The sequence below is a fragment of the Thioalkalivibrio sp. AKL12 genome, assembly GCF_000377925.1.
GTDB lineage: Bacteria > Pseudomonadota > Gammaproteobacteria > Ectothiorhodospirales > Ectothiorhodospiraceae > Thioalkalivibrio > Thioalkalivibrio versutus.
In genome coordinates, this window is record NZ_KB898891.1 from 53,808 (window position 1) to 78,722 (window position 24,915).

A 24,915-nucleotide genomic window follows, 5' to 3' on the forward strand; every position below is an offset into this window, starting at 1 on the left:
GGTCGGCGGCCGGCAACAGAAACCCCGTGGCCAGCAATACCCCGAGTATCGGGGCGTTTCTGACCCGCCTGCGTTTCGGTTGACCGGACTGCCTGCCCTGCATGGCGAACTGCCTCCGTCTGGCTTCCACTCCGACGGGCACCAGCGCCCGTCGGCATGCGATCCCCGATCCGAAGATCAGTACTCGCCTTCTTCCTGCATGGATTCACGACGCTCCTGCATCATCTCCATGCGGCGCTCACGCTGGCGCTCCATCTCTTCCTCGTACGCCGCACGTCCGGCTTCCATCGCCTTTTGACGCGCTTCGCGCATGGCTTCCATCTCTTCCATGCGCTCCTGGCGCTCGGCGTGCTGGGCCTGGATGCGCTCACGCATCTCTTCTGGCATGTCTTCCGGCAGGTTGTCCGGATCGAACTGCTGCATCTGGCCGTAGCCCTGACGCTGCTGCATGCCATAGCCCGGCTGCATCATGCCCGGATGGCCGAAGCCACCCTGCTGCGGACCGGGGCCGTAACCGGGGCCATACCCCGGGCCGTATCCCGGACCATAGCCCTGATGGCCGCGACCATAGCCCTGGCCGTACCCATCACCGTGGCCGCGCCCGTAGCCATGACCCTGACTGCGCCCGGACATGCCGAAGCTGAAGTCACCGGAGCCTTCACGCTGCTGCATCATCCCGCCACCGGGGTGTGCGCCCATGCCGGAGCCGTACGGGGCATGCCCGTAGGGGCCGGGCACCGGGCCCTGCTGGCCCATCGCCGGACCCTGGCCGTAGCCCTGACCCTGGCCCTGTTCCTGGGCCTGGGCGACGCCCAGGGCCAGCACGGATGCCACGGCGGCACTGGCCAGCGTGGTACCAATCATTCGGGAATTGAAACGCTTCTTCATTGCGAACCTCCTCGAGGTCTTGCTTGCATGTTCACTTGAGTCGAATCCCACGTCGGGTGCGGCCCTTGCCGGGTGTACCCGACTTGCCGCTCCCCTTGGGGGTGCTGCCGCTGTCCTTGCGGCCGGTCTTGCTGCTCGTGGTGCCGGTCTTGCTTGTCCCGCCGGCCTTCTTGTTGGATGCCGTCGACGCGCGCTTGTTCGCGCTCGCGCTGCCCGTTTTCCGGGTTCCGGTGCCCTTGCTGGTGCTGCTTGCGCGTCCTTGCGTGGCGTCACCGGACACGGACGTGTCGCCGGGGGTCTTTCTCGCGGCTGCGGTGGACTTGCCCTTCGCGCTTACCGAGGTGCCCGCTGGCGACTTCTTCGTAGCCTTGGTCCCCGCGGTATCGCCAGCACCCCGCGTGGAGCCGGCTTTCCCGGCACGCGACCCGACCGGGGTAGTCGATGCGGTCGTCTCGCCTACCCCGGCGCGGGACGTGGTCCTGGAGGTGGCCGCCTGTTTCGCAGTCCCAGCGTCGGGCTTCTCAGCCTGAGCGCGGCTGGACGGCACGGCACCGGCGTCCTGGGCTCCGGCATTCCCGGTGGCGGGGGTGGAAGCCGCTCGCTCTGGGGTGCCGGTCGCCTCAGGTGCCTGCGCAACAGGGCCTGACGGCTTCGAGTCCGCCGACGGGTTTTCCGAACGGGACTGCGGAGTCGCCGCAGCCCCGCCGGAACCCGTGCCCGACGCGCCACCGCTCCCCGGGGCACCGCCCGTCGGCCCGCCAGGCCCGGCGGAGGGACCGCCCGATCCGCCGCTGGGCGGCGGGGGGCCGCCATCGCCATTGCGGCGGCGTTCAATGAAAGACCGAATCAGGCGCCCCAGGGCGAGCGCCAGGTCGCGCAGGCCCTCGATGAAAGCCACGACCAGGCACTTGAGATAAAGCCCCGCGTATTGCACGACCTGGGTGACCGGCCCGCCCTCGCGCGGGCCGAACAGGTCATTCCCCTCGCCGGATGCCCCCGGAGACGCACCCTGGGTCGGGCTGGCCGTCACACCGGCACGCACAGCATGGCCATTGCCATTGCCACAGCCCGCCGTGGCCGCACCGTCCTCGTCCAGGCTGGTCGGGCAGAAGGCACGGCGGCCGGAGATACAGCCCAGCGGGATCACCACCAGGGTCAGCAGGGTGGCCACCACCGTGCCGAACATCAGCGAGATCGCCATGCCCTGGAAGATCGGATCGAACAGGATCACGCTGGAGCCGGCCAGCAGGGCCAGCGCGGTGATGATGATCGGACGGGTACGCGCCTGGCAGGCCAGGATCATCGCGTCGCGCACGTCGTGGCCCTCGTCCACCGCCTGGCGACCGAAGTCCACCAGCAGGATCGAGTTGCGGACAATAATCCCCGCGAGCGCGATAAAGCCGATCATTGAGGTCGCGGTGAATTCGGCGTTCATCAGCCAGTGGCCGGGAATAATGCCGATCAGGGTCAGCGGGATCGGGGCCATGATGATGCCCGGCAACACGAAGTTGCCGAACTCCCAGACCACCAGCATGTAGATCAGGATCAGCGCGATCGCGAAGGCGATCCCCATGTCGCGGAAGGTCACGTACGTCACCGTCCACTCGCCGGCCCATTCGAAGGCGGTCGAGCCATCATTGGGCGGCGGCCCCAGCCAGTGCGGCTGCACCTGACTGCCATCCGGAAGACGGTAGTCCTCCAGCTGTTCCTGGACCTCCAGCATGCCGTACACCGGCGCGGCCAGACGCCCGACCACCTCGCCGGTCACGTACTCCACCGGACGCAGGTTCTTGTGGTAGATCGGCTCGTCCTGCGGGCGCTGGACGAATTCGCCCAGCTCGGCCAGCGGGATCGACCCGCCCTGCCGGGTGGAGATCGGCAGCATCTCCAGCTGCCGGATGTCATTGCGCGTTGCCATCGGCAGACGCATCTCGATCAAATGCGGCTCGACCAGCGACTGCGCCTTTACATCGCCCAGGATCCGCCCGCCGATCGCGGTCTCCAGGGTTCGATTGATGGTGTCCACGGTCACACCGCGGCGCAGCGCCTTATCGCGATCCACATCGAAGTGCCAGACGTTGTGTGGCGCCTGCAGGAAGCTGTCCACATCGGCCACGTGCTCGGCACCGGCGAACATGCCCTCGAGATCGCGGGCTACAGCGCGGCGGGTGGCAGCATCAGGGCCGTAGATCTCGGCGACAATCGACTGCAGCACCGGCGGACCCGGCGGCATCTCGACCACCTGGATGCGCGCGCCGGCCGCCTCGGCCAGCGGGGTCAGGCGTTCGCGCGCCTCGGTGGCAATATCGTGCGAGGTCCGGCTGCGGTCGCCCTTGTCCACCAGCTGCACCTGGATGTCCCCCTGCCAGGGTTCGTTGCGCAGGTAGTAGTGCCGCACCAGGCCGTTGAAATTGAACGGCGACGCGGTCCCGACGTAGGACTGCAGAGCCACCACCTCGTCCATCTCGCGCAGGGCGCTGGCCATGTCGTGGCTCAGCGTCGCGGTCTCGGTCAGGGCCGTGCCCTCGGGGAAGTTCACCATCACCTGGAACTCGGGCTTGTTATCCAGGGGCAGCATCTTCACGCGGACGTCCGTGGTCATGAACAGGCTGACCATCAGGAAGAAGATCACGATGACGGCGATCAAAAAGGCGTAGCCGCGCACCCGGTTGTCGGCCAGCCCCGGGATTACCGTGCGGTAGAACCGCCCCAGCTTTTCCGCCTGGCGATGTTCCTTGTCGGTGGCCTTTTCCAGATACGCCATGCTCGGACGCAGGCGCTGGGTGAGCCACGGGGTGAATACAAACGCCGCCACCAACGAGAACAGCATGGCCACGGACCCCAGCACCGGGATCGGCTGCATGTACGGGCCCATCATCCCGGAGACGAAACCCATCGGCAGCAGGGCCGCGATGACCGTGAAGGTGGCCAGGATGGTCGGGTTGCCGACCTCGCGCACCGCATCCACCGTGGTCTCGGTATCGATGCCGCGCTTCATCAGCCAGCGTCGGTAGATGTTTTCCACCACCACGATGGCGTCATCGACCAGGATGCCGATGGAGAAGATCAGCGCAAACAGGCTGACGCGATCGATGGTGTAGCCCAGCAGCCACGCGCTGAACACAGTGAACAGGATCACCACCGGGATCACGATCAGCACCACGACCGCGGCACGAACCCCCAGGAACAGGCCCACCAGGATGGTCACTGCGAAGGTGGCGATGAACAGCTTGAAGAGCAGCTCGTTGACCTTCTCGTTGGCAGACTTGCCGTAGTTGCGCGAAACCGCCACCTCGACGTTGTCCGGGATCACGCTGCCCTTCAGACGCTCCAGGCGCTCGAGCACGTCGTTGGCAACGGTCACCCCGTTGCTGCCGGGCTTCTTGGCAATGGCCAGCGTGACCGCCGCGGCGCCTTCCGGTGCCGCATCCGGTTGGGGTGCTGCCGGACCGGAGTAGTGGCGCACGAACCGCTCCAGCTCGCCCGGGCCGTACGTTACCTCGGCCACATCGCGCAGATAGACCGGCTGGCCGTCACTGACCGCAACCAGGAGTTGCTCGAGATCGGCCGCACCGGTGAAGAAACGCCCGGTGTACACCGCGGTACTCAGCCCCCCGCTCTCGATGCGTCCAGCCGCGCCCTCGACATTCGCCGACTGCACGGCCTGGGCGATCTCGTCCAGGCTGACGTCATAGCCCGCGAGGCGTTCCGGCAACACCTCGATGCGCAGGCGCTCCTCGCGCCCACTGACCACGAAGCTCTGGTTGGTGTCGGGGACCTCGTTCAGCTGCTGCTGCGCATCCAGCGCAATCTGGCGCAACAGGGCATCGTCCACCTCATGGGACCAGAAGGTCAGGTTGACCACCGGCACGTCGTCCGCACCCTTGGCCTTGACCATGGGTTCGCTGACGCCGGGCGGCATCAGGTCCCGATTGGCGATCAGCTTGTCGTGCACCTTGACGATGGACGACTCCATCTCCTCGCCAACGTCGAACTGCACGGTCACCATCGCCTCGCCGCGATGCGACACGGAGTAGACGTTGTCCACCCCGGACAACTCGCTCATCAGCCGCTCCAGCGGCCGTGCCGCGAGGCTCGCCACCTGCTCGGACGGCACGCCGGGGTAGGAGACCATGATGTCCACCATCGGCACGGAGATCTGCGGGTCCTCCTGGCGCGGCGTCACCATCAGGCCGAGGATGCCGATCGCGATACTGGCAATCAGCAGCAGCGACGACAGCGGCGAATGAATAAAGGCCGCCGCCATGCGCCCGGCAATGCCGGGGTCACCGTGTTTCTGCCGGAAACCGGTCTCGGATTGTTTGTCGTCTTCGGCCATCGAGCTTGAACAGTCCTGTTGTCAGTCTGGCGTCCCGAGCACCGGTTCGGCCGGCGCGTCGCCACCGGTGCACCTGCCAGGGGGCAGCAACCGGCGCTGATAGTCCCGGCCTGCAGCCGGGTATGGATCCCTACATACGGCTCCAGGGGTCCGTGACACCGTCGCGGCGTCCGACGCCCGAATCCGGGGAACCGCGCCCCACGGGCTGGCCGGAACGCACACCCGCGCCCGGTCGGGCCAGGATCTGCATGCCCGGCTCCAGCCCGGAGGTCACCACCACCTGGTCGCCGCGTCCGCCACCCAGGCGCACCATGCGCACGCGGACGTGGCCCTCGCCATCAAGCACGGCCACGCGCGGCAAGGCACCGCCCGGGATCAATGCCGAACGCGGGATCACGACCCGGTTACTGGAAAGCTCGCCCTGCGGCAGATGCACCGCCGCATGCATGCCCGGGCCACCGCGCACGCCCTGCGGCAGGTCGAACTTGACCGTGACGGTGTGGCGCTGCGGGTCGGCCAGGGGGAAGATCCGGGCGACCCGGGCCTCCACTTCGTCACCGGTATCCAGCCGCACCTGCACGTAGTCGTCTTCCTGCAGGCCGCTCACCAGCCGCACCGGCACCTGCGCCTCGACGCGCAGGAATTCGACATGGCCGAAGCTCACCAGCGGCTGGCCGGGCTGGACGGTATCGCCCTCTTCCACGTGCTTGTGCATCACCAGGCCATCGAAGGGCGCCTCGGACCGGGTGTCGCGGATGGCCGCGTCCAGTTCGGTGACCCGGGCCCGGGCCTGCTCCCAGCGCGCCTGCGCCTGATCCACGCCGATGTAGCGGGAATAGAGATCCGTACGGCGATCCAGCGCGGGATCGCCCATGCCCATGACCTGGCCCATCGGCTGGGTGAACATCTGGTCGAACATCGACGGCACGCCCATGCCCGGCATCTGGCCAATGCTGCGCGACTGCGGCGAGACCATCTCGCGGCCGTACTGCATCTGGGCCTCGCGGATCGCGGCCTCGGTGGTGCGCATCTCGGCCTGAGCCGCCTGGCGCTGGGCGCGCAGCCGGTCGTCGCTGATCGCCACCAGCACCGCCCCCTGTTCGAAGCGGTCGCCCTCGGCGCCCGCCACATCCACCACGCGCCCCGCGGATTGAGCGGTCAGGGTGACTTCACGATAGGGGACCACGGTGCCACTAACGGTCTGGGTGGCCGCCTGATCCGGCTCCACCGTGAGGATCGGACCAGCGGCGTGGGCCGCCGAGATGCCGAACAGCGGCAGGGCCAGTGCGGTACCCAGGAGGGTGCGGGCCAGGAGGCGTCGGGAAACTCGCGCAAACATGATCGTCAGTACCTCGCGTCGAACGCCGCGATGGGAGAAGGTGTCGAGCCGTGCTGCCCACACGGGCACCGGGCCTCGGATCGGGGAATGGCCGCACTGGGGCGCGCGGCAACGAAGCCCGCTTGGCGGGGGCGTTCTGCCGACTGACGACCGAGGCGGATATCCATTGCCCATAGTTGTAGAAGAACTCATGCCGAACTACAAGCAACGTACATGCCAATATAGCGACTTTCTTATAAAACAATCATTTAATTAGGATTTACTGATATTTAAGCAATGACTGTTGCAACAACCCCGTTTCGCGCTATAACCGAGACAGGGATTGGCGAAACGGGCCATACCGGGGGTGTTGCAGGTGCCCCCGGATGTTGCAACACCGCACCGCTTCCGCCGACCCCTCCAACAAGAAAAGGAGGCGGGATGACCACAACGGAATTGGCCGAAATCTGCATCCGACACAGTCGGGACCCACACCTCATCAGCGATACCCGGGGCCGTGTCCTGTTCGCCAACCCGGCCTTTCACCAGACGCTGCAAATCCCCTCCGATGCCCGCCTCACCCTGGCGAACCTCGGACCACTGAATCTCGAACAACACCTGCAAGAGGCCGCCATTGCCGCCGGCGAGCACGATGCCGACGCCAACAGCACGCCGCACGCCCTGCACTTCTCGCTAATGGCGGAGCTGGACGACGAGACCCTCCCGCTGGAGGTGATCAGCCAGCCACTGCGCCTGAACGATGACCAGCGCGCGCTACGTCTGATCACCCTGCAACCGCAGCGCCGGCGAACAACCGCGGTGGAAACCGTCAGCGAGGACGGACAGGACGGGCTCGAGGACAGCCACTTCCATTCCCACGACGCCAGCTGCCGGCCCACGCTGCAGTTCGCACGGCGCGTGGCCGCCAGCGACGTGCGCGTGATGCTCATGGGCGAATCCGGCACCGGCAAGACGCGCCTGGCCCGGGCCATCCACCAGTCCAGCCGCCGCATCCGTGCCCCGTTCGTCGAGATCAACTGCGCGGCGATCCCCGAGGAGCTGCTGGAATCCGAACTGTTCGGCCACGCCCGCGGGGCCTTCTCCGGGGCGGTCAACGACCGGGTCGGGCGCTTCGAGGCGGCCGACGGCGGCACCTTGTTCCTCGACGAGATCGGCGAGATGAGCCCGCGCCTGCAGGCCAAGCTGCTGCGCGCGGTCCAGGATGGCGCCTTTGAACGCGTCGGCGAGAACACCACCCGGCAAGTGGATGTGCGCATCCTTTCCGCGTCCAATCAGAACCTGCGCAGCCGCGTCGAGGCCGGCGCGTTCCGCACCGACCTGTTCTACCGCCTCGCGGTCGCCACGGTGGAAATCCCGCCGCTGCGCGAGCGTCCCCGGGATCTGGAAGCCACCCTGCAGGCCTACGAGGTGCACCACGGCATCCGCATCGCGCCGCATCTGAAGGAACGGCTGCAGGAGCACCCCTGGCCGGGCAACTTCCGCGAGCTGGAGAACGTCTTCGAGTGTCTGACCCTGCACGCCCGCAATGGTCAGGTGGACGACTTTCCCCTGCCCCAGCCGATCCGGATGGATGCCGATGCGGCGGACACGATCCATGCGCCGCGCACCAACCGCCATGACCCGGCCCACGCTCCCGACGGCCAACCGAACGACCGGGCGGGCCACCCGACCCGCGACGGCCAGCCCAGCGAGCATCCGGAGGCCCGGCGCCTGCGCGAGGCACTGGTCGCCCATGCCGGAAACCGCTCACAGACCGCCCGCGCCCTGGGCATGGATCGCAGCACCCTGTGGCGCAAGCTGCACCGCTACCAGCTAGTCTGAACCTGCGGCTGGCAGACGGCCGCCCCCACAAGAAAAGGCCCCGGAGGTGTGCACCCCCGGGGCCTTTTCGGTTGCCCTGCCCGCGCCTTCCGGCAGCGCGAAAGACCTAGCGGTACTGTCGCAGGTGGCGGGCGCCATCGCGGTGGTGGCGGTCATACACCGGCGCCAGGCGCTCGATCATCGAACGCCGCTCGCTTGTCGGCAACAGCCCCAGGGCGCTGTCCCAGGCCCGCATCGCGCCCGCGGCATCGTCAGCGGCATACAGGGCGTTGCCCAGCTCGCCGTAGAGGTCGGCACGCTGCGCCGAGGTGGCCGGAATGTCTTCCAGTGCCGTGCGCAGCACCTCGACCGCCTCCTCGGGTCCGCCCCGCCAGTAGGCGACACGCCCGGCCTCCAGCGCCTCCTGCACCTGCCGCGCGACCTCTTCTTCGCTCATCGGCTCGCCGGTGGCCCGGAGCTGCGCCTGTTCCTGCGGGTCCGGGATCGGGCGCTGTGCGCTGCCCTCGTCCTCACGCTCGTAGGCCTCGCCCGTCATCGGGTCCATGTCGCCCTCCGACAAACGCCCCTCACGCGGCGCTGTTTCGTCCGCTGGGGCCGGGGCATCCTCGGCGACCGCAACGGCCTCGACATCCGTGTCCTCCGGCACCGCATCGGCGCTGGGGGCCAGTACATCGCGCGCCGACCAGGCGATCAGCCACAGCACGATCACGATCAGGATCCAGTAGCGATTAACGAAACTTCTCTGCTTGTTGTCTGCCTGTTCCATGCCTCACCTTTTCCGGTTTTTCCATTGGCGGAGCGACTCGGGCAACACGGATGAATGCATTCATCAGCGCTACTCCGGGGTCTCCGTCAAGCGTTCATTCCATTACCTATTTCTATCCTGCACCGAAACGCCTTCCAGAGCGAACAGGATAATGGACAGCACATCGGCGCCAATTCTCCCTTGTAAGGGGATGCTGATTAAAACACCCGGGCGGCGTGGGTCAGCGCAAACCGAGCACATCCTGATGCCCGACGGTCAGCTCGACCTCGCCGCGGGCGAGCGCCACGGCGCGCGCCTTGCCCCAGGCACGCAGATCCGCCGCCCGGCCCGGGTCGATCGCGCTGGCCGCGGCCACCCAGCCGTCGATCAGGGCCGCACCCAGCCCCGCCCGATGCGCGTCAATCCGCCAGTCACTGGCGCAGGTTTGCACCCCGTACCCCAGCCCCTCGAGCCGCGCCGCACAGGCCGGCGCCGCGGTCGGCCCCAGGGCCGCGCCGAACCCCTTGTCCGAGCACTGGTGCCGATTGACCGCGTCCTCCAACTCGGCATCCAGGGCATGCGGCTGCGACCAGCGAATCCGCCCGTCATAACTCAGTGCGAACAACACCGCGGCACCCTGTTCGGCGCAGGCCGCAAGCAACCGGTCCAGCCAGGCCTCCGAAACCAGATCCAGCAGCGCCGAACCGGTCACCAGCGATGATCCGCTCGCGAGGGCCGCAGCCGGATCGTCGGCCAGGTCGCTCACCCACCGCTCGAGCTCGATCCCGGCGCCGGGAGCGCCGGCGCGGCCCAGCAGCCCGGTATCGTGGTCCACCAGCCGCCAGTGTTGCGGGGGCGGCAGTCGCGGCGCGAGGTAGCGCAGGTTGGAGCCGGTGCCGCTGCCCAGATCCGTCACCTCAAGGGGGGCGGCGACACGACGCCCAGCCAAATGCGCACGCAGGGATTCGACCAGGGCCTCCGGCCGGGCGGCATGATCGGCTGCCTCGCGCAGGGCCAGCCAGTCGGCGTCGAAGGATTCCGTCATTGCAGCCACGCCTCCAGCGTCTGTTCCAGTGCGGCCACCGCACCATCCCAGTCCGAACGTTCCGCCATCGCGTCGCGTGCCATCCGTCCCATCCGGTGGCGCGCTCCATCGTCGACCAACAAGGCGTCGATGGCCTCGGCAAGCGCCCCGATATCTCCCGGCGGGACCAGCCGGCCGGCCGCCTCCGGCACGGTCGCAGGGATCGCCCCACCGGTGGTACCGATCACCGGCAGGCCGCGCGCCATTGCCTCGGCATAGGCCATGCCGAAGCCCTCGTAAGCGCTGGGCAGGACAAACAGCGAGGCCCGCCCGTACCAGCCCTCCAGCGCCGCATCATCGCATTCGCCGGCCCACTCGATCCGGTCTCCAAGCCCGGCCTCGGTGATCGCCGCCTCCACCCGCTGCACATAGGCCGCGTCCCGCACCCGCGAACCCACCAAGACCGCCCGCCAGTCCGTGGTCCGTATGCACGCCAGGGCCTGCACCAGTTCCAGCTGGCCCTTGCGCGGCACGACCGACCCCACACAGAGCAGCAGCGGCGGCTCGCCGGGACCGGGCCCCAACGCCTGCGGGCGCGGTTCGATCCCCGGCGGTATCGCCTGGAGCCGCCCGGAAGACACCCCCCAGGTGGCCACCTGCCCGGCGGTGAAAGCACTGGTGGCCAGCACGCCCTCGACCTGACCCACGGCGGCGCGTTCACGCGCCAGCAGGTCATCGGCCCGCGCCGGTTCCAGCCCGGTCTCCAGACCCAGCGGGTGATGCAGCAGATAGATCAGATGCAGGCGCTCGGCGTGGCGGGCCAGCACCCCGGGAAAGGCACCCGCCGCCAGGCCATCCAGCAGCACGGCCCGCCTATCGGGAAAGCCCGCAAGCGCGGCGTCCAGGGCCGACTCGGCCGCCGGGTTCGGCCCGGGGAATGCCCCCTCCAGCTCGCGCACCGTCACCGTCCAGCCGCGCGCCCTCAAGCCCGCGACCATGCGCGCATCGTAGCGATACCCCCCGGTGCGCTGCTCCAGCGACCCCGGCACCACCAGGCCGAGCTCACGCATTCGGCTCAGGGTGCCGCCTCGTAGCTGGCCCAGGCCACGTGCGACTCGTTCAGCGTCACGCACACCGCGTCCAGCTCGCGGGCCGATTCGCCCAACTCGCCGGCATGGATGGCGCGCGCCACGCGCTGATGCAACGCATGGGCGAGGAACTCGGTGGTGGTGTTCTGGCCGCGAAACTCCTCGCGCTCGTCCAGGTTCTGGTAGTTCAGGTCCCCCAGGAGGGCCTTGACCACCTCGCTGGCGCGGCCGATATCCACCACCAGCCCGTCGGCATCCAGGGCCTTGCGGCGGAAGGTCACGTCGACCACGTAGGTCGCGCCGTGGAGCTTCTGGGCCGGGCCGAAGGTCTCGCCGGCAAAGCTGTGGGCGATCATGAAATGATCACGGACGTTCAGGCTGTACATCGTGCAATTCCCCGCAGGTCGCGTTAATCGGAAAAGGGTCAATAACGGATACGGTGGCAGAGCGTGCGTTCGGCCTCGGGCCCGGAGACACGCTGCATTGCCGTCGGCAGGTCGGCGAACGCATCCTCGCCACTGATCAGGGCATCCAGCGCCGGATCGGTCAGCAGCGACAGCGCCAGCGCCAGGCGGCGGCGATAGTCCCAGCGCGCCGCGCGCTCCGGCGGGATGCGTCCGACCTGCGAGCTGCGCAACGTCAGCCGCCGCGAGTGAAAGGCCTCGCCCAACGGCGCCGGCACTGGCTGATCGCCGTACCAGCTCATCTCCACCACTCGGGCCTCGACCCCGGCGAGCGCCAGCGCCTGCTCCAGCCCGGCCGGGTTGCCGCTGGCATGCACGACCCCGTCCAGGCCCTGGAGGTCCGGATTCGCTTGCGCCGCGTCCGGGGTGCAAAGGCTCAACCCCAGCCGGGCCGCCACAGCCTCGCGCTGGGGGTTGGGGTCGATCAACGTCACCTCGGTGCCGGGGATCGCGCGCAGCAGCCAGGCCACCAGCAGCCCGACCACCCCCGCCCCGATTACGGCGATGCGATCCCCCGGACCGGAATGCGCATCCCAGACCGCGTTGATCGCCGTCTCCATGTTGGCCGCCAGCACCGCGCGCTCCGCGGGCACCGCATCCGGGATCGGGACCACCGCGTCCGCGGGAACGACGTAGGCGCTCTGGTGCGGATACAGACAGAACACCCGCTGCCCGAGCGGCGCATCCCCTTCGCCCCCCGCCTCGACCGTTCCGACGCTGATGTATCCGTACTTGACCGGCCCGGGGAACTCGCCCGCCTGGAACGGCGCGCGCATTGCCTGATGCTGGCTCGCGGGGACCCGGCCATGAAAGACCAGCGCCTCGGTCCCACGACTGATCGCGGAAAACTGCGTGCGCACCCGCACCTCCCCCGAGGCCGGCTCCGCCAGTGCCTCCGGGCGCAGTTCGCCCGTGCCGGGACGGACGACCCAGAAGGCCTGTTCGGGAGCCGGCGTGTTCACCGGAAGCACTGCAAGGTCAGGGTGCAAGGCGGCGTCATCATCCGCGCAGTGTGGGCGAAGCGTATTCCAAGCGGCAACTCCCGGCGCGCGGCGTGGTCGCAAGGCAAGGCCCCGGAGACCTCCAACGGAGGGCTACAATCCCCACATGGAATCATCCACCGCCAAACGTCGCTCCGCGGCACGGATACGGACCGGTCTCCGCGTCTGGGCGGCCGACGGGCTCGTCGCCGGCCTGCTGGGCCTGGTCGTCACGGCGGCGCTGATGCTGCACGCCGAACTGGGACCGCACGCAATCATCGGCTTTGTCGTGCTCTGGTTCATGCTCGGCGCCCTGCTCGCCACCACCACCCCCCCGGACGGACTGGCCCGGGACGGGCGTGGCCCCGGCCCGGCCAACCGGGTCACGCTGCTGCGCGCCGCCCTGACCGCACCCCTGGGGGCCCTGGTATTCGTCCCCCCTGCCACGGGTGACCCATTGCTGGCCCTCTGGGTGATTGCGCTGGCGGGTCTGGCCCTGCTGCTGGACGGGCTCGACGGGGCCGTCGCGCGGCGCACCGACAGCGCCACCGCATTCGGCGCCCGCTTCGACATGGAACTGGACGCAGCGATGATCCTGGCTTTGTCCGTGCTCGCCTGGCAGATGACCGCAGTCGGCCCCTGGGTGATCCTGATCGGGCTGATGCGCTATGCCTTCGTGCTGGCCGCCCGCCCCTGGCCCTGGCTGGCCGGGGCGCTGCCACCCAGCCGCCGCCGCCAGACCGTCTGTGTGCTGCAGACCGTGGTGCTGCTTCTGGTGCTGATCCCCGGCCTGCCCGCCAGCGCCGGCATCACCATCGCCCTGGCCGGGCTACTGGCCCTCGGCCTGTCCTTTGCCGTGGATATCCACTGGCTGTACCGCCACCGACCGGAGGTGTGTCATGACTGACGCCCGCAACCACCGCTTTTCCAGCCGCCTGCGCTCCACGCTCCTGACCTGCCTGCTGACCGCAACCTTCGCCCTGCCCGCTGCCGCCCTGGCCGATGCCGACCGCTGGGTCATCGACCCCGACCACTTCGCAGTCGGTTTCCTGGTCGATCACGCCGGCTACGCCAAGGTCATGGGCATGTTCCTGGAGGCCGAGGGCGAGTTCACCTTCGACCCGGACTCCGGCGAACTGGAGGGCGGCTTCTTCGTCATCAAGACCGACAGCGTGTTCACCAACCACGCCGAGCGCGACGACCACCTGCGCAACGAGGACTTCCTGCACGTCGAGGCATACCCAGAGATGCGCTTCACCGCCACGCGCTACCAGCCCACCGGCGACAACACCGGGCGCCTGAGCGGCGGCCTGGAGCTGCTGGGCGAGACCCGCACCATCCATCTCGACGTGACCATCAACAAGGTCGGGCGCTACCCGTTCCCGCTGGGTGGCCTGTTCGGCCGCCCGTACGTGCTGGGGGCGTCGATGCGTGGCAGCTTTGATCGTTCCGATTTCGGCATGACCTACGGCCTGACCCGCGACATCGTTGGCGACGAGGTCGAACTGATGATCGAGTTCGAGGCGCAGCGGCAGTAACGGACGGCCGCCTGAATGGGTTCACCACGAAGCACTCAAAGAGACGAAGGAAACACCGGGGCGTGTAACCACAGAGGGCACCCAAGGCACGGTGCAGGGCAGGCTCCCGGCCTGCCGCGCAGGGCGCGACGGCTCTGGATGGAAGACCGCGTGATCGCGGGGTACGGGGGCATCCGGACACAGCGGCTCCGACACCCGGGACCAAAATACTTCCGCGTCATCCCGGCCGTAGCGCAGCGGAGAGCCGGGATCTCCACACGCCGTTCTAGCCCCAACGTACGGGTCACTCATACCGTGGAGATCCCGGATAACCGCTGCGCGGTTTCCGGGAGGACGATGTAGGAGGCGCCTGGAGACCCGGGCCCGCACGGGCCTTGAGCCTGGCTGACGCTCGTTGCCAATCAGGAAACGAAAAGGCCCCGGGCAGTAACGCGCCGGGGCCTTGCAGGGCGAAAGGACTGGGGGGCGTCAGGCGGTCGTGTTGATGTTGGTGCCCACGTTTGCCGGCAGACCCTGTGTGGCGGCCTGCATCTCGCCAATGTCGGGTAGTGCCTCCAGCATCGACTGAGCGGCCATCTCCTGCGACTCCATCGCCTTCTTCTGCAGGGCCACATCTTTCTGCATGGCCAGCTGCTGCTGGCTTTGCTGGGTGGCCATTGCGGCAATCGCGCTTGCGTCCATCCTGGTACTCCCGGAATCTGAATGTACAGGCCCACCAGCGCTCAGGACGACGGGCCTTCCCCCGGTGACGGCCGCATCCCGCAAGACTTGAGCCTCCATGCACGATTTTTTCGCACGCGGGAGGATTTTCAACGCACAACTGCACGAACGACGATCAGCACCGGAACTCTCGTCGCCGATGCTTCCCCTTCTTCGCGCCAGCGTGCCCTTCGTGGTGAACAAGGCCCTCGACCTTCAGTCAGTCTTCCCGGCGTTGCGTCCGGCAGGATCTTCGGGCGCTCGGCAGACCCGCGCGGCAAAGCGCCGCATCACGCCACGGGCCACGCGATCCTCGGGTTCGATGCAGAACCCGGCCTGCTCCACCGCGGCCTCGGTATCGCGATTGGGATGGCAACCGCCAGTGACGCAGGTCCAGGCCGGCTGCACCCGGTCCTGGGCCCGTCCCAGCAGCGGGCGGGTGTGGCGCACATGCTCCAGCATGCGCAACGCGCCGCCGTCCGCCAGCACCCGGCGCACCTCGCCCAGGGCCCGCGGCGGGTCCTGGACGCTGCAGAAAACCAGGCCGGAGACCACGCTATCGAACACCCCATCCGCAAATGGCAGCGCCTCGGCCTTCGCCACCACCAGCGGGACCGCCGGCGCACGGCGTCGCGCCCTCCGCAGCGCGGCCAGGTCCGGATCCATGCCGATCACTTGCGTCGGATCCGCGTACAGCGGCAGATCGCGCCCGGTCCCGCACCCGACCTCCAGCACCCGGCCTTCGGCGCCCTCGACCAGGCGCCGTCGCCAGCGGCGCAGCCCCAGAAGATCGGCACCGGCCATCAGGCCGTCATACAGCCAGGGGATCTGTTCAAGACCGCGCATCGCGACTCCGTGGTGCCAGGGGGGAGAAAATGTGACGCATGCCACATTCTTGCGGCGGGTGGCAGGAACCTGTTTCCACAGTCCCTGTCCACTTATACAACTTGCGGAAATCATCGGCTCGTGGCAACGGCAGCCGATGACCCGCCGTTCAGATCACAACCCTCCATCACACGGGTGTCTGAACGATCTTGGGCCCGGCCATTGCGCCGGGTCTTTTTTTGTCTGGTTGCCCGTCCCCAACGACTCGCGGGCAACGCCCAACCAAAACCTCCTGGGCTCCCGACACCACGTGGCTGTTATGATTGCGCGCTTTCGCCAACCGCGCCCAGGGGGCACCGTGGCCGAAGCTTCCCAGTCGAAGATCATCTATGAGGTAGACGATCACCCGCCTCCGGTCAAATGCACAATCAGTGCGCTGCAGAGCCTGTTGTTGGTCGCACCGACCATCATCATCGCCCCCCTGATCCTGGCCCGCGCCATCGGTCTCGATCTGGCCGCGACCCAGTGGACCGTATTCGCCGCCCTCATCGGCAGCGCGCTTGCCACACTGATTCAGGTCCGCCGCGTCGGCCCGATCGGATCGGGCTACCTGATCTTCATGGGGACCTCGACCGCCTACCTGGCCGTGGGCATCGAGGCCGCCCTGGTCGGCGGCATGGCGCTGGTCGGCACCCTTGCAGTGCTGTCGGCCCCGGTACAGTTTCTGTTCGCGCGCTATCTCGGGCTATTCCGCCGCATCATCACGCCCACCGTCAGTGGGGTCGTGATCATGCTGGTGGTGCTCGGCGTAATCCCCACCACAGCCGACATGATGCAGGGTGAAGGAGACTACGAGGGGACCTGGCGGGCGCTGGTGGTGGCCCTGTTCACCCTCGGGTTCACCATTCTCGTGGCGGTCTTCGGCGGACGCCTGCTGCGGCTGTGGGCGCCCATCATGGGACTGGGCTCCGGGATCGTGGTCGCGATGATCTTCGGCGTCACGGATTTCTCGGAGGTCACCGAGGCCGCCTGGTTCGGCCTGCCGCCGCTGGAATGGCCCGGCTTTTATTTCGAGTTCTCGCCCACCTGGTTCACGCTGCTTCTGACCTTCGCGATCGTGACCCTGGTCGGAGCGGTGGAGTCCATTGGCGATACCCAGGTCGCGCAGCGCAACTCCTACCGCACCCCGCGCAAGATCGACCACGACCGCGTGCGCGGCGGGCTGTATGCGGACGGCCTGGGCAACATGATCGCCGGCAGCCTGGGCACACTGCCCAACACGACCTATGGCATTGGCGTCTCCTCGATCGAGCTGACCGGCATGGCCGCCCGCCGGGTCGGCTACTACTTCGCCGCCTTTCTCGCGCTGATCGCGCTGATTCCCAAGCTCAACATGCTGATGATCTCGCTGCCAGGCCCCGTCTTCGGCGCGTTCCTGCTCATTTTGCTGGCCCTGTTGTTCGTCGCGGGGATCCGCCTGTGCGCCCAGGACGGCCTCAACTACCAGAGCGGGCTGATCATCGGTGTCGCCTTCTCGACGGGTTTCATCTTCCAGAACGAACTGTTTTTCCACCACCTGATCCCGGAGGCGCTGAGCCCGTTTCTGAATAACGGCGTCTCCACCGGCGGCACGGTGGCGGTGGCACTCAGCATGATCTTCAACCTGCGGCCCCGCCCGCATCGACGCGCGACCTTCGAGCCCGAGGCGGATTCCCTGCCACAGGTCCATGCCATGGCGCAGGAATTCGGCGAAAGCCTGAGCCTGCCGGAAAAGCAATCGGTCAAACTGCAGATCGCCCTGGAGGAGGTCTTCATGCATCTGTCCGAGCAGGCAGCCCGCGAGCCGGGACGCAGCCGGCCGGTCGATGTACGTCTGGAACGCGAAGGCGAGACGCTGGCGGTGGAAATGATCGATCGCACCGCCGCGGCCGAGGTCGACGAGGCCGCGCTGCGCGAGGCACGCCAGTGGACGGCCAGCGACGAACAATCGCTGCGCGAGCTGGGCCTTTACCTGCTGAACAGCCTGGCGCAGGACGTTCGCCACATGCGCATGGCCGGGGTCAACTACATCTCGTTCAGCATCCCGCTGCGCTGAACGCGCCCGACGCCGCCCGGTCGGGGTTCAGTCGCGGCTGCCGCGGATGAGGTTCAGGAACTCGCGCCGGGTGCGCCCGTCCTCGCGGAAGGCGCCCAGCATCACCGAGGTCGCCATCGAGGAGTGCTGCTTCTCCACCCCGCGCATGGTCATGCACATGTGCTTGGCATCCACCACCACGCCAACCCCCTTGGCCCCCGTCACCTGCATCAGCGCCTCGGCAATCTCGCGGGTCAGGCTCTCCTGGATCTGCAGCCGCGCGGCGAACATGTCCACGATGCGGGCAATCTTCGACAGGCCGATCACCTTGCCATCGGGCAGGTAGGCGACATGCACCTTGCCGATGATCGGCAGCAGGTGATGCTCGCACAGGGAGTACAGCTCGATATCGCGCAGCAGGACCATCTCGTCGTTATCGGACGAGAACAGCGCATCATTCACGATGGTGTCCAGGTCCTGCTGGTAGCCACGCGTCAGATATTGCATGGCCTTGGCTGCGCGCATCGGCGTGTCCCGCAGGCCCTCGCGTTGCGGATTCTCGCCGAGCCCGGCGAGAATCTCGCGGTAGTGCTCGGCGAGTTGTTCCGGGGCGGCCAGCGGCTGGCCCGAGGCAGGGGTGGCCGTCGGCTCGTCGGCCATGCGGTCATCTGCGTTCATCGATGGTTCCTTGTTCTCGTTCATTCTCGCGTTCTTCCTCTTTCCTGCTCAGGCCGCGATGGTGACCGCGAGGCCGGAGGCCAGGGCCAGCATCGCGCCCACGGTCAGCATCAGGCGCAGACCGAGATAGCCACGGGGCAACGCCCGCCGTTGCAGGCTCAGCCGATCCACCCACCACACCCCAAGAAACAGCACGGCCAGCGTCATCAAGGCCTGCGGCAGCGGCTGCAGCACCGCCAGCCAGGCCAGGACGGACGGCACCACCGCCCACACCGGCGCCGAGAGCGGACCCACCCGGTGCTGCCGATCCGCCAGATAGATGCCCCAGTGGACCGCCCCCAGGAACGACAGGATCACCGCACCATAGAGCGCCAGGGCCTCCAGTGCGAAAACCTGCCATTCGGGCTGGGCCATCCAGGCGCCGATGCCGAAGAACGCGAAGGGTAGCAGCCCGGCGTACCCGAGCACCTGCAATGCAGGTGCCGGGGTATCCGGGCGCGCGCCCTCGCCGCGCGCCTGCAAGGCCCGGTGGCCCAGGTACTCGCGCAGTTCAGGGAGGCCGCCGATCACCCCTTCACGCGTCACAAACAGCGGCAGCACCGCGGCGCCGGTGGCCTGTTGCAACGCATGGAACTGCTCGCGGTTATGGGCCGAGCCCATACCCCACTCCAGCCGCTGCCAGCGCCCCGGGGCCGTCGCCTGCAGAAGCGCCTCGGCATCCCGGAAATCCGACAGCCCGGAGGTGATGCCCACGATCTCGTGGGTCGTCAGTGCATCGCGCACCTCTGCCGGCCACTCCGGTGCGCCCGCTTGCGCCTGCTTGTCTGTGTTCACGATCCGCGTCTCCCGCTGCGCCTGTTTCGCGGTAAACCGCCCTCCTATTGGAAGCCGGGGAACTTTTTACCGCCACCATTTACAAAGATTGTACAGTTATTGTATAAGATGTACATCGCCCTGCGGCCCGGAGATCCACCACCATGCAACGCTCGCGCATCGCCGTCATCGGCGGAGGCATCGCCGGCCTGTCCGCCGCCTGGATTCTGCAGACCCGGCACCAGGTCCAACTGTTCGAAGCGGAACCGGAGCTCGGCGGCCACGCCCATACGGTGGAGGTACCCGATCCGCAGGGCCACACGGCCATTGATACCGGCTTCGTGGTCTACAACGAGCGCAATTACCCCCTGCTCACCCGCCTGTTCACGGAACTCGACGTCCCCACCCAGGATACGGACATGTCCTTCGGCTACTCGCGCCAGCCCGCGGGCGTCGAGTATGCCGGCTCCGATCTGAACACCCTGTTCGCGCAGCGCCGCAACCTGGTGCGCCCGACCTTCCTGCGTATGGCGCGCGATATCCTGCGCTTCAACCGCCTGGGCAAGGGCCTGTTCGAGCGTGGCGAAAGCCCGGAGGGCACGCTCGGCGCGTTTCTCGCCCGACACCGCCTGGGCCGCGGCTTCACCGAGGACTACCTGCTGCCGATGGCGGCCGCGATCTGGTCCTGCCCGCCCGAGGAGATCCGCGAGTTCCCGGCCGCCAGTTTCCTGCAGTTTTTCCACAACCACGGCCTGCTGGATCTGCGTGATCGCCCGCAATGGCGCACCGTGGTCGGCGGCAGCCGCGAGTACGTCCAGCGGCTCGCGGGGCGCCTGGAACCCGGCAGCGTGGTTCACCAACCGGTGCGCGCAGTGATCCCCGAGGCCGACCGGTGGCAGGTCCTGACCCACGATCAGGCAGTGGGGTTCGACGCGGTCGTGTTCGCCTGCCACGCCAACACCGCGCGCTGGCTGCTGAACAAGGCCGACCCGGCGCGCGAGCGTCTGCTCGCCGCCTGCCGCTTCCAGCCCAACCGCGCGGTACTGCACACCGACCCGGCGCTGATGCCCCGCTCGCGCCGCGTGTGGTCCTCCTGGAACTATCTCTCCGGGCGCTCCACCCAGGCGCGCGACAGCGTCTCGGTCTCCTACTGGATGAACCGCCTGCATCGCCTGGAACGGCGCCAGGACTACATCATCAGCCTGAACCCCTGGCGCGAGCCGCACCCGAACACCGTGCTCGGCGAACAGCACTGGGAACACCCGGTCATGGACACCGCGGCGGAGAAGGCGCGTCAGCGCCTCGCGGCCACCCAGGGCGAGAACAACCTGTACTTCGCCGGTGCGTGGATGGGCTACGGCTTCCACGAGGATGGACTGCGCTCGGCCGTTTCCATCGGGCGATCGCTGGGCATCGAACCGCCCTGGTCCTGCCCTGCGCACCCCCCCATGCAGACCGCCCGCCAACCGGGCTCCGCCATTCACGGCGGCATAGCGGAACCGGCGCACGCGCCGCCTGCGCAATCCCGGAGCGCGTGAATGGACGCCGCCCTGGTCCATGGCACGGTGCTGCACCAGCGGTTCTTTCCGCAGCAATATCGCTTTCGCTACCCGGTAACCAGCGCGCTGTTCGATATCGATCGCCTGGAGGAGACCACCCGCCGCTGCCGTCTGTTCTCGCTGAATCGCTTCAACCTGTTCAGCCTGCGCACCCGGGACCACGGCCCGCGCGACGGCCGCCCCTGGCGCCCGTGGATCGAGGCCCACCTGGCCGAACACGCCATCGACCTGGCCGGTGGCCCGATTCACCTGCTGACCATGCCGCGCGTCCTCGGGCACGCCTTCAACCCGCTCAGTGTCTGGTACGCCCGGCATGCCGACGGCGACCTGCGCGCCATCCTGCTGGAGGTGCGCAATACCTTCGGCGAGCACCACCACTACCTGCTGCACGAGAACGGCGCCCCCATGGCCCTCCCCGTGCGCCAGGAAAAGAACAAGGCCTTCCACGTGTCACCGTTCATCGACATGCACGCGCGCTACGCCTTCACCCTGACGCCGCCGTGCCTGCAGTCCGGCGCATCGCTGCGCATCGCGATCAACGAATACCAGGACCAGGACCTGATGCTGGTGGCCTCGCAACACGGCCGCCTGCGCCCGTTCAGCGACCGCGCCCTGCTGGCCGCCTTCCTGAAGAAACCCTGGATGACCCTCAAGATCCTGCCGCTGATCCACTGGCAGGCTCTCAGAATCTGGTGGCGCGGCGGGCGCTATCACCCACGGCCCGCACCCCCCGCACAGGAGATCGACTAATGGCCCTCGACCACATCGACACCCCGCAGGAAGGCACGGCCCGGCGCGACTGGGCCCTGCGCCTGGTCGCCCGCGCCCTGAAAGACATCGACACCGGGCAGATCACCCTGATCGGTCCGTCCGGCGACCGCATCACCTTGCGCGGGCGCAAGGCCGGCGTCGAGGCGGTATGGCACTTCCGCCGCCCGTGGCGGGCCATCCTGCGCCTGCTGCGCCACGGCGATATCGGCTTCGCCGAAGGCTTCATCAGTGGCGACTGGATCACCCCCGACCTGCAGACGCTGCTGCGCTTCGCCACCGACAACGAACAGGCCCTGGCGCCGATGGCCGAGCGCCCGACATGGCAGCGCGCCATCGACCGCATGCGCCACTGGATGCACCGCAACAGTCGCCGCGGGAGCCGCGCCAACATCCGCTTCCACTACGATCTCGGCAACGACTTCTACAACCTGTGGCTGGACCGCACCATGAGCTACTCGTCGGCGCTGTTCACCCGCGGCGACGAGGCCCTGGAACAGGCCCAGGCGCAGAAGTACGCCCGCCTGCTGGACCAGCTGAACGCCGAACCCGGCGCGCATATCCTCGAGATCGGCTGCGGCTGGGGCGGCTTTGCCGAGATGGCCGCGCAGCGTGGCTACCGCGTCACCGGCGTGACACTCTCGCAGGAGCAACTCGACTATGCCCGCGCCCGCATCGAACGCGCCGGCCTGAGCGACCGCGTCGAGCTGCGTCTGCAGGACTATCGCGACCTGCAGGGCACCTTTGATCACGTGGTCTCGATCGAGATGTTCGAGGCCGTGGGCGAACACTGGTGGCCGACCTTCTTCGCCAAGGTTCGCAGCTGCCTGCGCCCGGGCGGCCGCGCGGCGCTGCAGGTCATCACCATCGCGGAGGAGGCCTTCGAGTACTACCGCCGCAACGCGGACTTCATCCAGCTCTACATCTTCCCCGGTGGCATGCTGCCCTCGGTCCCGCGCTTCAACGCGGAGGCCGAGCGCGCCGGGCTCGCAGTCAAGGACCAGGCCCTGTTCGGCGAGGACTACGCGCGCACGCTGCGCCACTGGCACCGGGAGGTCCGCCAGGCGGAGCCGGTCATCGAGGCGCTGGGCTACTCGCAGTCGTTCCTGCGCATGTGGCGCTACTACCTCGCCTATTGCGAGGTCGGCTTCGACACCGCCCGCGTGAACCTGATGCAGGCGGTTCTGCAAAGTCCCGTCCAGCCCGCCGCGCCGGGCCATGACCCCGCGAACCGATGAGGTGAGCACACTACGCTGGCCGCGACTGTTCGCCTACGGCGGCCTGGGCATGCCCCTGGCCGTCCTCGGCCTGCCGCTGTATGTCTTCCTGCCCGCGCACTACGCCGAGCACACCGGCCTGGGCGTCACCCTGGTCGGCGTCTTCCTGCTGCTGGCGCGGCTGCTGGATGTCGTCACCGACCCGCTGATCGGCCATCTGTCCGACCGCATCCCCGGCGCCTGGCGGCGGCGCGCGGTCATGCTTGCGGGCGTCCCGTTGCTGCTGATCGCCGCGCCCTTCCTGTTCCGCCCACCGGCGGATGCCGGCGCCTGGTATCTGCTGATCTTCAGCACCCTGGTCTACCTCGGCTGGACGCTGGTCGCCCTGCCCTACGCCGCCTGGGGCGCCGAGCTCTCCGGCGACTACCACGAGCGCTCGCGCATCACCGCCACGCGCGAGGGCTTCGTCGTCCTGGGCACGGTAACGGCCGCCGCGCTCCCCGCGGTCCTGGGCCTGCAGGACGATGCCGGCGCGGCGCTGGCCACCCTTGCAGTCCTGCTGTGGGTGCTGCTGCCGATCGCCTTCGTCGTCCTGCTCTGGCGGGTGCCGGAGCGCCCGGGGCGCCTGGCACCGGTGCCCTGGCGCGCCGGCTGGACCCTGCTGCGGTCCAACCAACCGTTCCGCCGCCTAGTCCTCGCCTGGGTCCTGAACGGCACCGCCAACGCCATCCCGGCCACCCTGTTCCTGCTGTTCATCACCCACGTGCTGGAGGCCCCCGGACACGCCGGGCCACTGCTGCTGGTCTACTTCGCCACCGGCATCCTCGCGCTGCCCCTGTGGCTGCGCCTCGCCCGCCGGCTGCCCAAGCACCGGGTGTGGACGCTGTCGATGCTGCTCGCCTCGACCTTCTTTATCTGGGTTCCGTTCCTCGGTTCCGGCGACGTGCTCGCGTTCTACGCCATCACCGTATTGACCGGGCTCAGCCTCGGTGTGGACCTGGCGCTGCCGGCTGCGATGCAGGCCGACGTGATCGACCAGGACACCGCCGACGGCGGCGGCGAGCGCGCCGGACTCTTCTTTGGGCTGTGGGGCATGGCTACCAAGCTGGCCCTGGCCCTGGCCGTTGGCATCAGCTTCCCGCTGCTGGGCCTGGCCGGCTTCTCGGCCGACGGCGACAACGGCCCCACCGCCCTGCTCGTGCTGGCGCTGGCCTACGCCGGCCTGCCGGTGTTGTTCAAGCTCGCGGCGATGGCCCTGATCTGGCGCTTCCCCATCGACGCCGACGCCCAGCACGCCCTGCGCGAACGCATCCACGCGCGCGAACGCGCCGCGCCTTCAGCCCAGCCCGGAGGAACCACCCCATGAATAGCCACGCCACCCGCCGCGGGACCCTGCTCGCATCCATGCTGCTGCTTGCACTGTTCCTGACCGTCGCACCCGCCAGCGCCGCGACCGAGATCGACGGCGTCCGCTTTGCCGACACGGTCACGATCGACGACACGACCGTCCCGCTGCGCGCCGGGCGGCTCTATCGCTACACCATCTTTCGCGTCTACGTCGGCGCGCTCTACGTCCCGGAAGACGTCGCTCCGGACGATGTACTGACGGCCGACGTACCCAAGCGCCTGGAACTGGAGTACCTGCGCGCCATCAGCGCCGACGACTTCCGCAAGAGTGGAAACAGCCTGCTCGAAGACCAGCAGACCCCGGACACCCTTGCGGCCCTGTCCGACCGGCTGGAGACCTTCAACGCCGCCTACCGCGACATGGAGGCGGGCGACCGTTACGCCCTGGAATACCGCCCAGGCCATGGCACCCGCCTGCTGCAAAACGGCACACCGCTGATCGAGGTCCCCGGCCACGACTTCGCCACGGCCTACTTCGGTATCTGGCTGCACCCGGAAGAGCCCCTGTCCCGCCGCTTCCGCGACACCCTGATCGGCCAACGCTGAATCCGTCGCATCCCGGTTGCCCGCAGTTGCATTCGCGCAAGTGCATCGCAGGCTCAAACCAGGCGCCAAACGTTCACCGGTCATCGCGAGGCGCGAAGCGCCG

21 protein-coding genes are annotated in these 24,915 nt (G+C 68.1%); 9 read left to right on the forward strand and 12 right to left on the reverse strand.

Annotation, left to right across the window (positions count from 1 at the left end; genetic code table 11):
* Positions 1 to 177: 177 nt before the first annotated feature.
* The 3 genes from D579_RS0102765 to D579_RS0102775 form a co-directional block, all read right to left on the reverse strand.
* Positions 178 to 888, reverse strand: coding sequence for a sulfur globule family protein (locus tag D579_RS0102765; RefSeq protein WP_018176020.1), 711 nt, complete (start codon positions 886 to 888; stop codon positions 178 to 180).
* A gap of 31 nt (positions 889 to 919) precedes the next feature.
* The gene (locus D579_RS0102770) at positions 920 to 5,227 is read right to left on the reverse strand and encodes an efflux RND transporter permease subunit (protein ID WP_018951036.1); all 4,308 of its coding nucleotides are present in this window, start codon (positions 5,225 to 5,227) and stop codon (positions 920 to 922) included.
* Positions 5,228 to 5,357: 130 nt separating this feature from the next.
* Positions 5,358 to 6,566, reverse strand: a complete 1,209-nt coding sequence (locus tag D579_RS0102775; protein ID WP_026289421.1) for an efflux RND transporter periplasmic adaptor subunit — start codon at positions 6,564 to 6,566, stop codon at positions 5,358 to 5,360.
* Positions 6,567 to 6,986: 420 nt separating this feature from the next.
* Between D579_RS0102775 and D579_RS0102780 the strand changes: the two genes are divergently transcribed.
* Positions 6,987 to 8,387, forward strand: a complete 1,401-nt coding sequence (locus D579_RS0102780; RefSeq protein ID WP_018951038.1) for a sigma-54-dependent Fis family transcriptional regulator — start codon at positions 6,987 to 6,989, stop codon at positions 8,385 to 8,387.
* Positions 8,388 to 8,493: 106 nt separating this feature from the next.
* Here the strand turns inward: D579_RS0102780 and D579_RS0102785 are convergent, their stop codons facing one another.
* From D579_RS0102785 to D579_RS0102805, 5 genes are all read right to left on the reverse strand, one after another.
* Complete coding sequence (locus D579_RS0102785; protein ID WP_018951039.1) at positions 8,494 to 9,153, reverse strand: hypothetical protein; 660 nt, start codon at positions 9,151 to 9,153, stop codon at positions 8,494 to 8,496.
* 220 nt (positions 9,154 to 9,373) lie between these two features.
* Positions 9,374 to 10,177 carry a hypothetical protein gene (locus D579_RS0102790; protein ID WP_018951040.1) on the reverse strand — a complete coding sequence of 268 codons (804 nt, stop codon included), beginning with the start codon at positions 10,175 to 10,177 and terminating at the stop codon, positions 9,374 to 9,376.
* Positions 10,174 to 11,226 (reverse strand): glycosyltransferase family 4 protein, encoded by a 1,053-nt coding sequence (locus D579_RS0102795; RefSeq protein ID WP_018951041.1) that lies wholly within the window; start codon positions 11,224 to 11,226, stop codon positions 10,174 to 10,176. Before D579_RS0102795 ends, D579_RS0102790 begins: the two co-directional genes overlap by 4 nt.
* Positions 11,227 to 11,231: 5 nt before the next feature.
* On the reverse strand, positions 11,232 to 11,630 hold the full coding sequence (locus tag D579_RS0102800; protein ID WP_018951042.1) for a 6-carboxytetrahydropterin synthase: 399 nt from the start codon (positions 11,628 to 11,630) through the stop codon (positions 11,232 to 11,234).
* A gap of 38 nt (positions 11,631 to 11,668) precedes the next feature.
* On the reverse strand, positions 11,669 to 12,679 hold the full coding sequence (locus D579_RS0102805; protein WP_018951043.1) for a zinc-binding alcohol dehydrogenase: 1,011 nt from the start codon (positions 12,677 to 12,679) through the stop codon (positions 11,669 to 11,671).
* Between the two features lie 136 nt (positions 12,680 to 12,815).
* On the opposite strand from D579_RS0102805, the gene D579_RS0102810 reads away from it, so the two are divergent.
* Entirely contained in the window at positions 12,816 to 13,595 is a 780-nt protein-coding gene (locus tag D579_RS0102810) for a CDP-alcohol phosphatidyltransferase family protein (RefSeq protein WP_018951044.1), read from the forward strand.
* A complete protein-coding gene (locus D579_RS0102815) occupies positions 13,588 to 14,226 on the forward strand; it encodes a YceI family protein (protein WP_018951045.1) in 639 nt (212 codons plus the stop codon). The genes D579_RS0102810 and D579_RS0102815 overlap by 8 nt, the downstream gene beginning before the upstream one ends.
* Before the next feature lie 468 nt (positions 14,227 to 14,694).
* Here D579_RS0102815 and D579_RS0102820 read toward each other — a convergent pair whose 3' ends face one another.
* Together D579_RS0102820 and D579_RS0102825 are read right to left on the reverse strand one after the other, a co-directional pair.
* On the reverse strand, positions 14,695 to 14,907 hold the full coding sequence (locus D579_RS0102820) for a putative motility protein (protein ID WP_018937902.1): 213 nt from the start codon (positions 14,905 to 14,907) through the stop codon (positions 14,695 to 14,697).
* Positions 14,908 to 15,141: 234 nt separating this feature from the next.
* The gene (locus tag D579_RS0102825) at positions 15,142 to 15,771 is read right to left on the reverse strand and encodes a class I SAM-dependent methyltransferase (protein ID WP_018951046.1); all 630 of its coding nucleotides are present in this window, start codon (positions 15,769 to 15,771) and stop codon (positions 15,142 to 15,144) included.
* 337 nt (positions 15,772 to 16,108) lie between these two features.
* On the opposite strand from D579_RS0102825, the gene D579_RS0102830 reads away from it, so the two are divergent.
* Positions 16,109 to 17,845: a uracil-xanthine permease family protein gene (locus D579_RS0102830; protein ID WP_026289422.1), complete on the forward strand. Its 1,737-nt coding sequence runs from the start codon at positions 16,109 to 16,111 to the stop codon at positions 17,843 to 17,845.
* Between the two features lie 27 nt (positions 17,846 to 17,872).
* On the opposite strand, the gene folE is transcribed toward D579_RS0102830, so the two are convergent.
* Complete coding sequence (folE, locus tag D579_RS0102835) at positions 17,873 to 18,526, reverse strand: GTP cyclohydrolase I FolE (RefSeq protein WP_018951048.1); 654 nt, start codon at positions 18,524 to 18,526, stop codon at positions 17,873 to 17,875.
* A 24-nt stretch (positions 18,527 to 18,550) separates the two neighbouring features.
* Entirely contained in the window at positions 18,551 to 19,336 is a 786-nt protein-coding gene (locus D579_RS0102840; RefSeq protein WP_018951049.1) for a DUF3429 domain-containing protein, read from the reverse strand.
* Between the two features lie 143 nt (positions 19,337 to 19,479).
* Between D579_RS0102840 and D579_RS0102845 the strand changes: the two genes are divergently transcribed.
* Genes D579_RS0102845 through D579_RS0102865 form a run of 5 tightly spaced genes read left to right on the forward strand, consistent with a single transcriptional unit; the run spans position 19,480 to position 24,812 of the window.
* Positions 19,480 to 20,853 carry an NAD(P)/FAD-dependent oxidoreductase gene (locus D579_RS0102845; RefSeq protein WP_018951050.1) on the forward strand — a complete coding sequence of 458 codons (1,374 nt, stop codon included), beginning with the start codon at positions 19,480 to 19,482 and terminating at the stop codon, positions 20,851 to 20,853.
* A complete protein-coding gene (locus D579_RS0102850) occupies positions 20,854 to 21,624 on the forward strand; it encodes a DUF1365 domain-containing protein (RefSeq protein WP_018951051.1) in 771 nt (256 codons plus the stop codon).
* Positions 21,624 to 22,880 (forward strand): cyclopropane-fatty-acyl-phospholipid synthase family protein, encoded by a 1,257-nt coding sequence (locus tag D579_RS0102855; RefSeq protein WP_018951052.1) that lies wholly within the window; start codon positions 21,624 to 21,626, stop codon positions 22,878 to 22,880. The genes D579_RS0102850 and D579_RS0102855 overlap by 1 nt, the downstream gene beginning before the upstream one ends.
* Positions 22,861 to 24,225: an MFS transporter gene (locus D579_RS0102860; protein WP_018951053.1), complete on the forward strand. Its 1,365-nt coding sequence runs from the start codon at positions 22,861 to 22,863 to the stop codon at positions 24,223 to 24,225. The genes D579_RS0102855 and D579_RS0102860 overlap by 20 nt, the downstream gene beginning before the upstream one ends.
* Positions 24,222 to 24,812 carry a chalcone isomerase family protein gene (locus D579_RS0102865; protein ID WP_018951054.1) on the forward strand — a complete coding sequence of 197 codons (591 nt, stop codon included), beginning with the start codon at positions 24,222 to 24,224 and terminating at the stop codon, positions 24,810 to 24,812. The genes D579_RS0102860 and D579_RS0102865 overlap by 4 nt, the downstream gene beginning before the upstream one ends.
* The last annotated feature ends 103 nt before the right edge of the window (positions 24,813 to 24,915 follow it).

Coding starts and splice junctions, on each gene's coding strand:
- D579_RS0102785 (WP_018951039.1), bottom strand. CDS start 9,153: ATGGAACAGGCAGACAACAAGCAGAGAAGTTTCGTTAATCGCTACTGG.
- folE (WP_018951048.1), bottom strand. CDS start 18,526: ATGAACGAGAACAAGGAACCATCGATGAACGCAGATGACCGCATGGCC.
- D579_RS0102845 (WP_018951050.1), top strand. CDS start 19,480: ATGCAACGCTCGCGCATCGCCGTCATCGGCGGAGGCATCGCCGGCCTG.
- D579_RS0102795 (WP_018951041.1), bottom strand. CDS start 11,226: ATGCGTGAGCTCGGCCTGGTGGTGCCGGGGTCGCTGGAGCAGCGCACC.
- D579_RS0102790 (WP_018951040.1), bottom strand. CDS start 10,177: ATGACGGAATCCTTCGACGCCGACTGGCTGGCCCTGCGCGAGGCAGCC.
- D579_RS0102800 (WP_018951042.1), bottom strand. CDS start 11,630: ATGTACAGCCTGAACGTCCGTGATCATTTCATGATCGCCCACAGCTTT.
- D579_RS0102780 (WP_018951038.1), top strand. CDS start 6,987: ATGACCACAACGGAATTGGCCGAAATCTGCATCCGACACAGTCGGGAC.
- D579_RS0102855 (WP_018951052.1), top strand. CDS start 21,624: ATGGCCCTCGACCACATCGACACCCCGCAGGAAGGCACGGCCCGGCGC.
- D579_RS0102815 (WP_018951045.1), top strand. CDS start 13,588: ATGACTGACGCCCGCAACCACCGCTTTTCCAGCCGCCTGCGCTCCACG.
- D579_RS0102850 (WP_018951051.1), top strand. CDS start 20,854: ATGGACGCCGCCCTGGTCCATGGCACGGTGCTGCACCAGCGGTTCTTT.
- D579_RS0102765 (WP_018176020.1), bottom strand. CDS start 888: ATGAAGAAGCGTTTCAATTCCCGAATGATTGGTACCACGCTGGCCAGT.
- D579_RS0102825 (WP_018951046.1), bottom strand. CDS start 15,771: ATGCGCGGTCTTGAACAGATCCCCTGGCTGTATGACGGCCTGATGGCC.
- D579_RS0102860 (WP_018951053.1), top strand. CDS start 22,861: ATGACCCCGCGAACCGATGAGGTGAGCACACTACGCTGGCCGCGACTG.
- D579_RS0102770 (WP_018951036.1), bottom strand. CDS start 5,227: ATGGCCGAAGACGACAAACAATCCGAGACCGGTTTCCGGCAGAAACAC.
- D579_RS0102810 (WP_018951044.1), top strand. CDS start 12,816: ATGGAATCATCCACCGCCAAACGTCGCTCCGCGGCACGGATACGGACC.
- D579_RS0102820 (WP_018937902.1), bottom strand. CDS start 14,907: ATGGACGCAAGCGCGATTGCCGCAATGGCCACCCAGCAAAGCCAGCAG.
- D579_RS0102775 (WP_026289421.1), bottom strand. CDS start 6,566: ATGTTTGCGCGAGTTTCCCGACGCCTCCTGGCCCGCACCCTCCTGGGT.
- D579_RS0102865 (WP_018951054.1), top strand. CDS start 24,222: ATGAATAGCCACGCCACCCGCCGCGGGACCCTGCTCGCATCCATGCTG.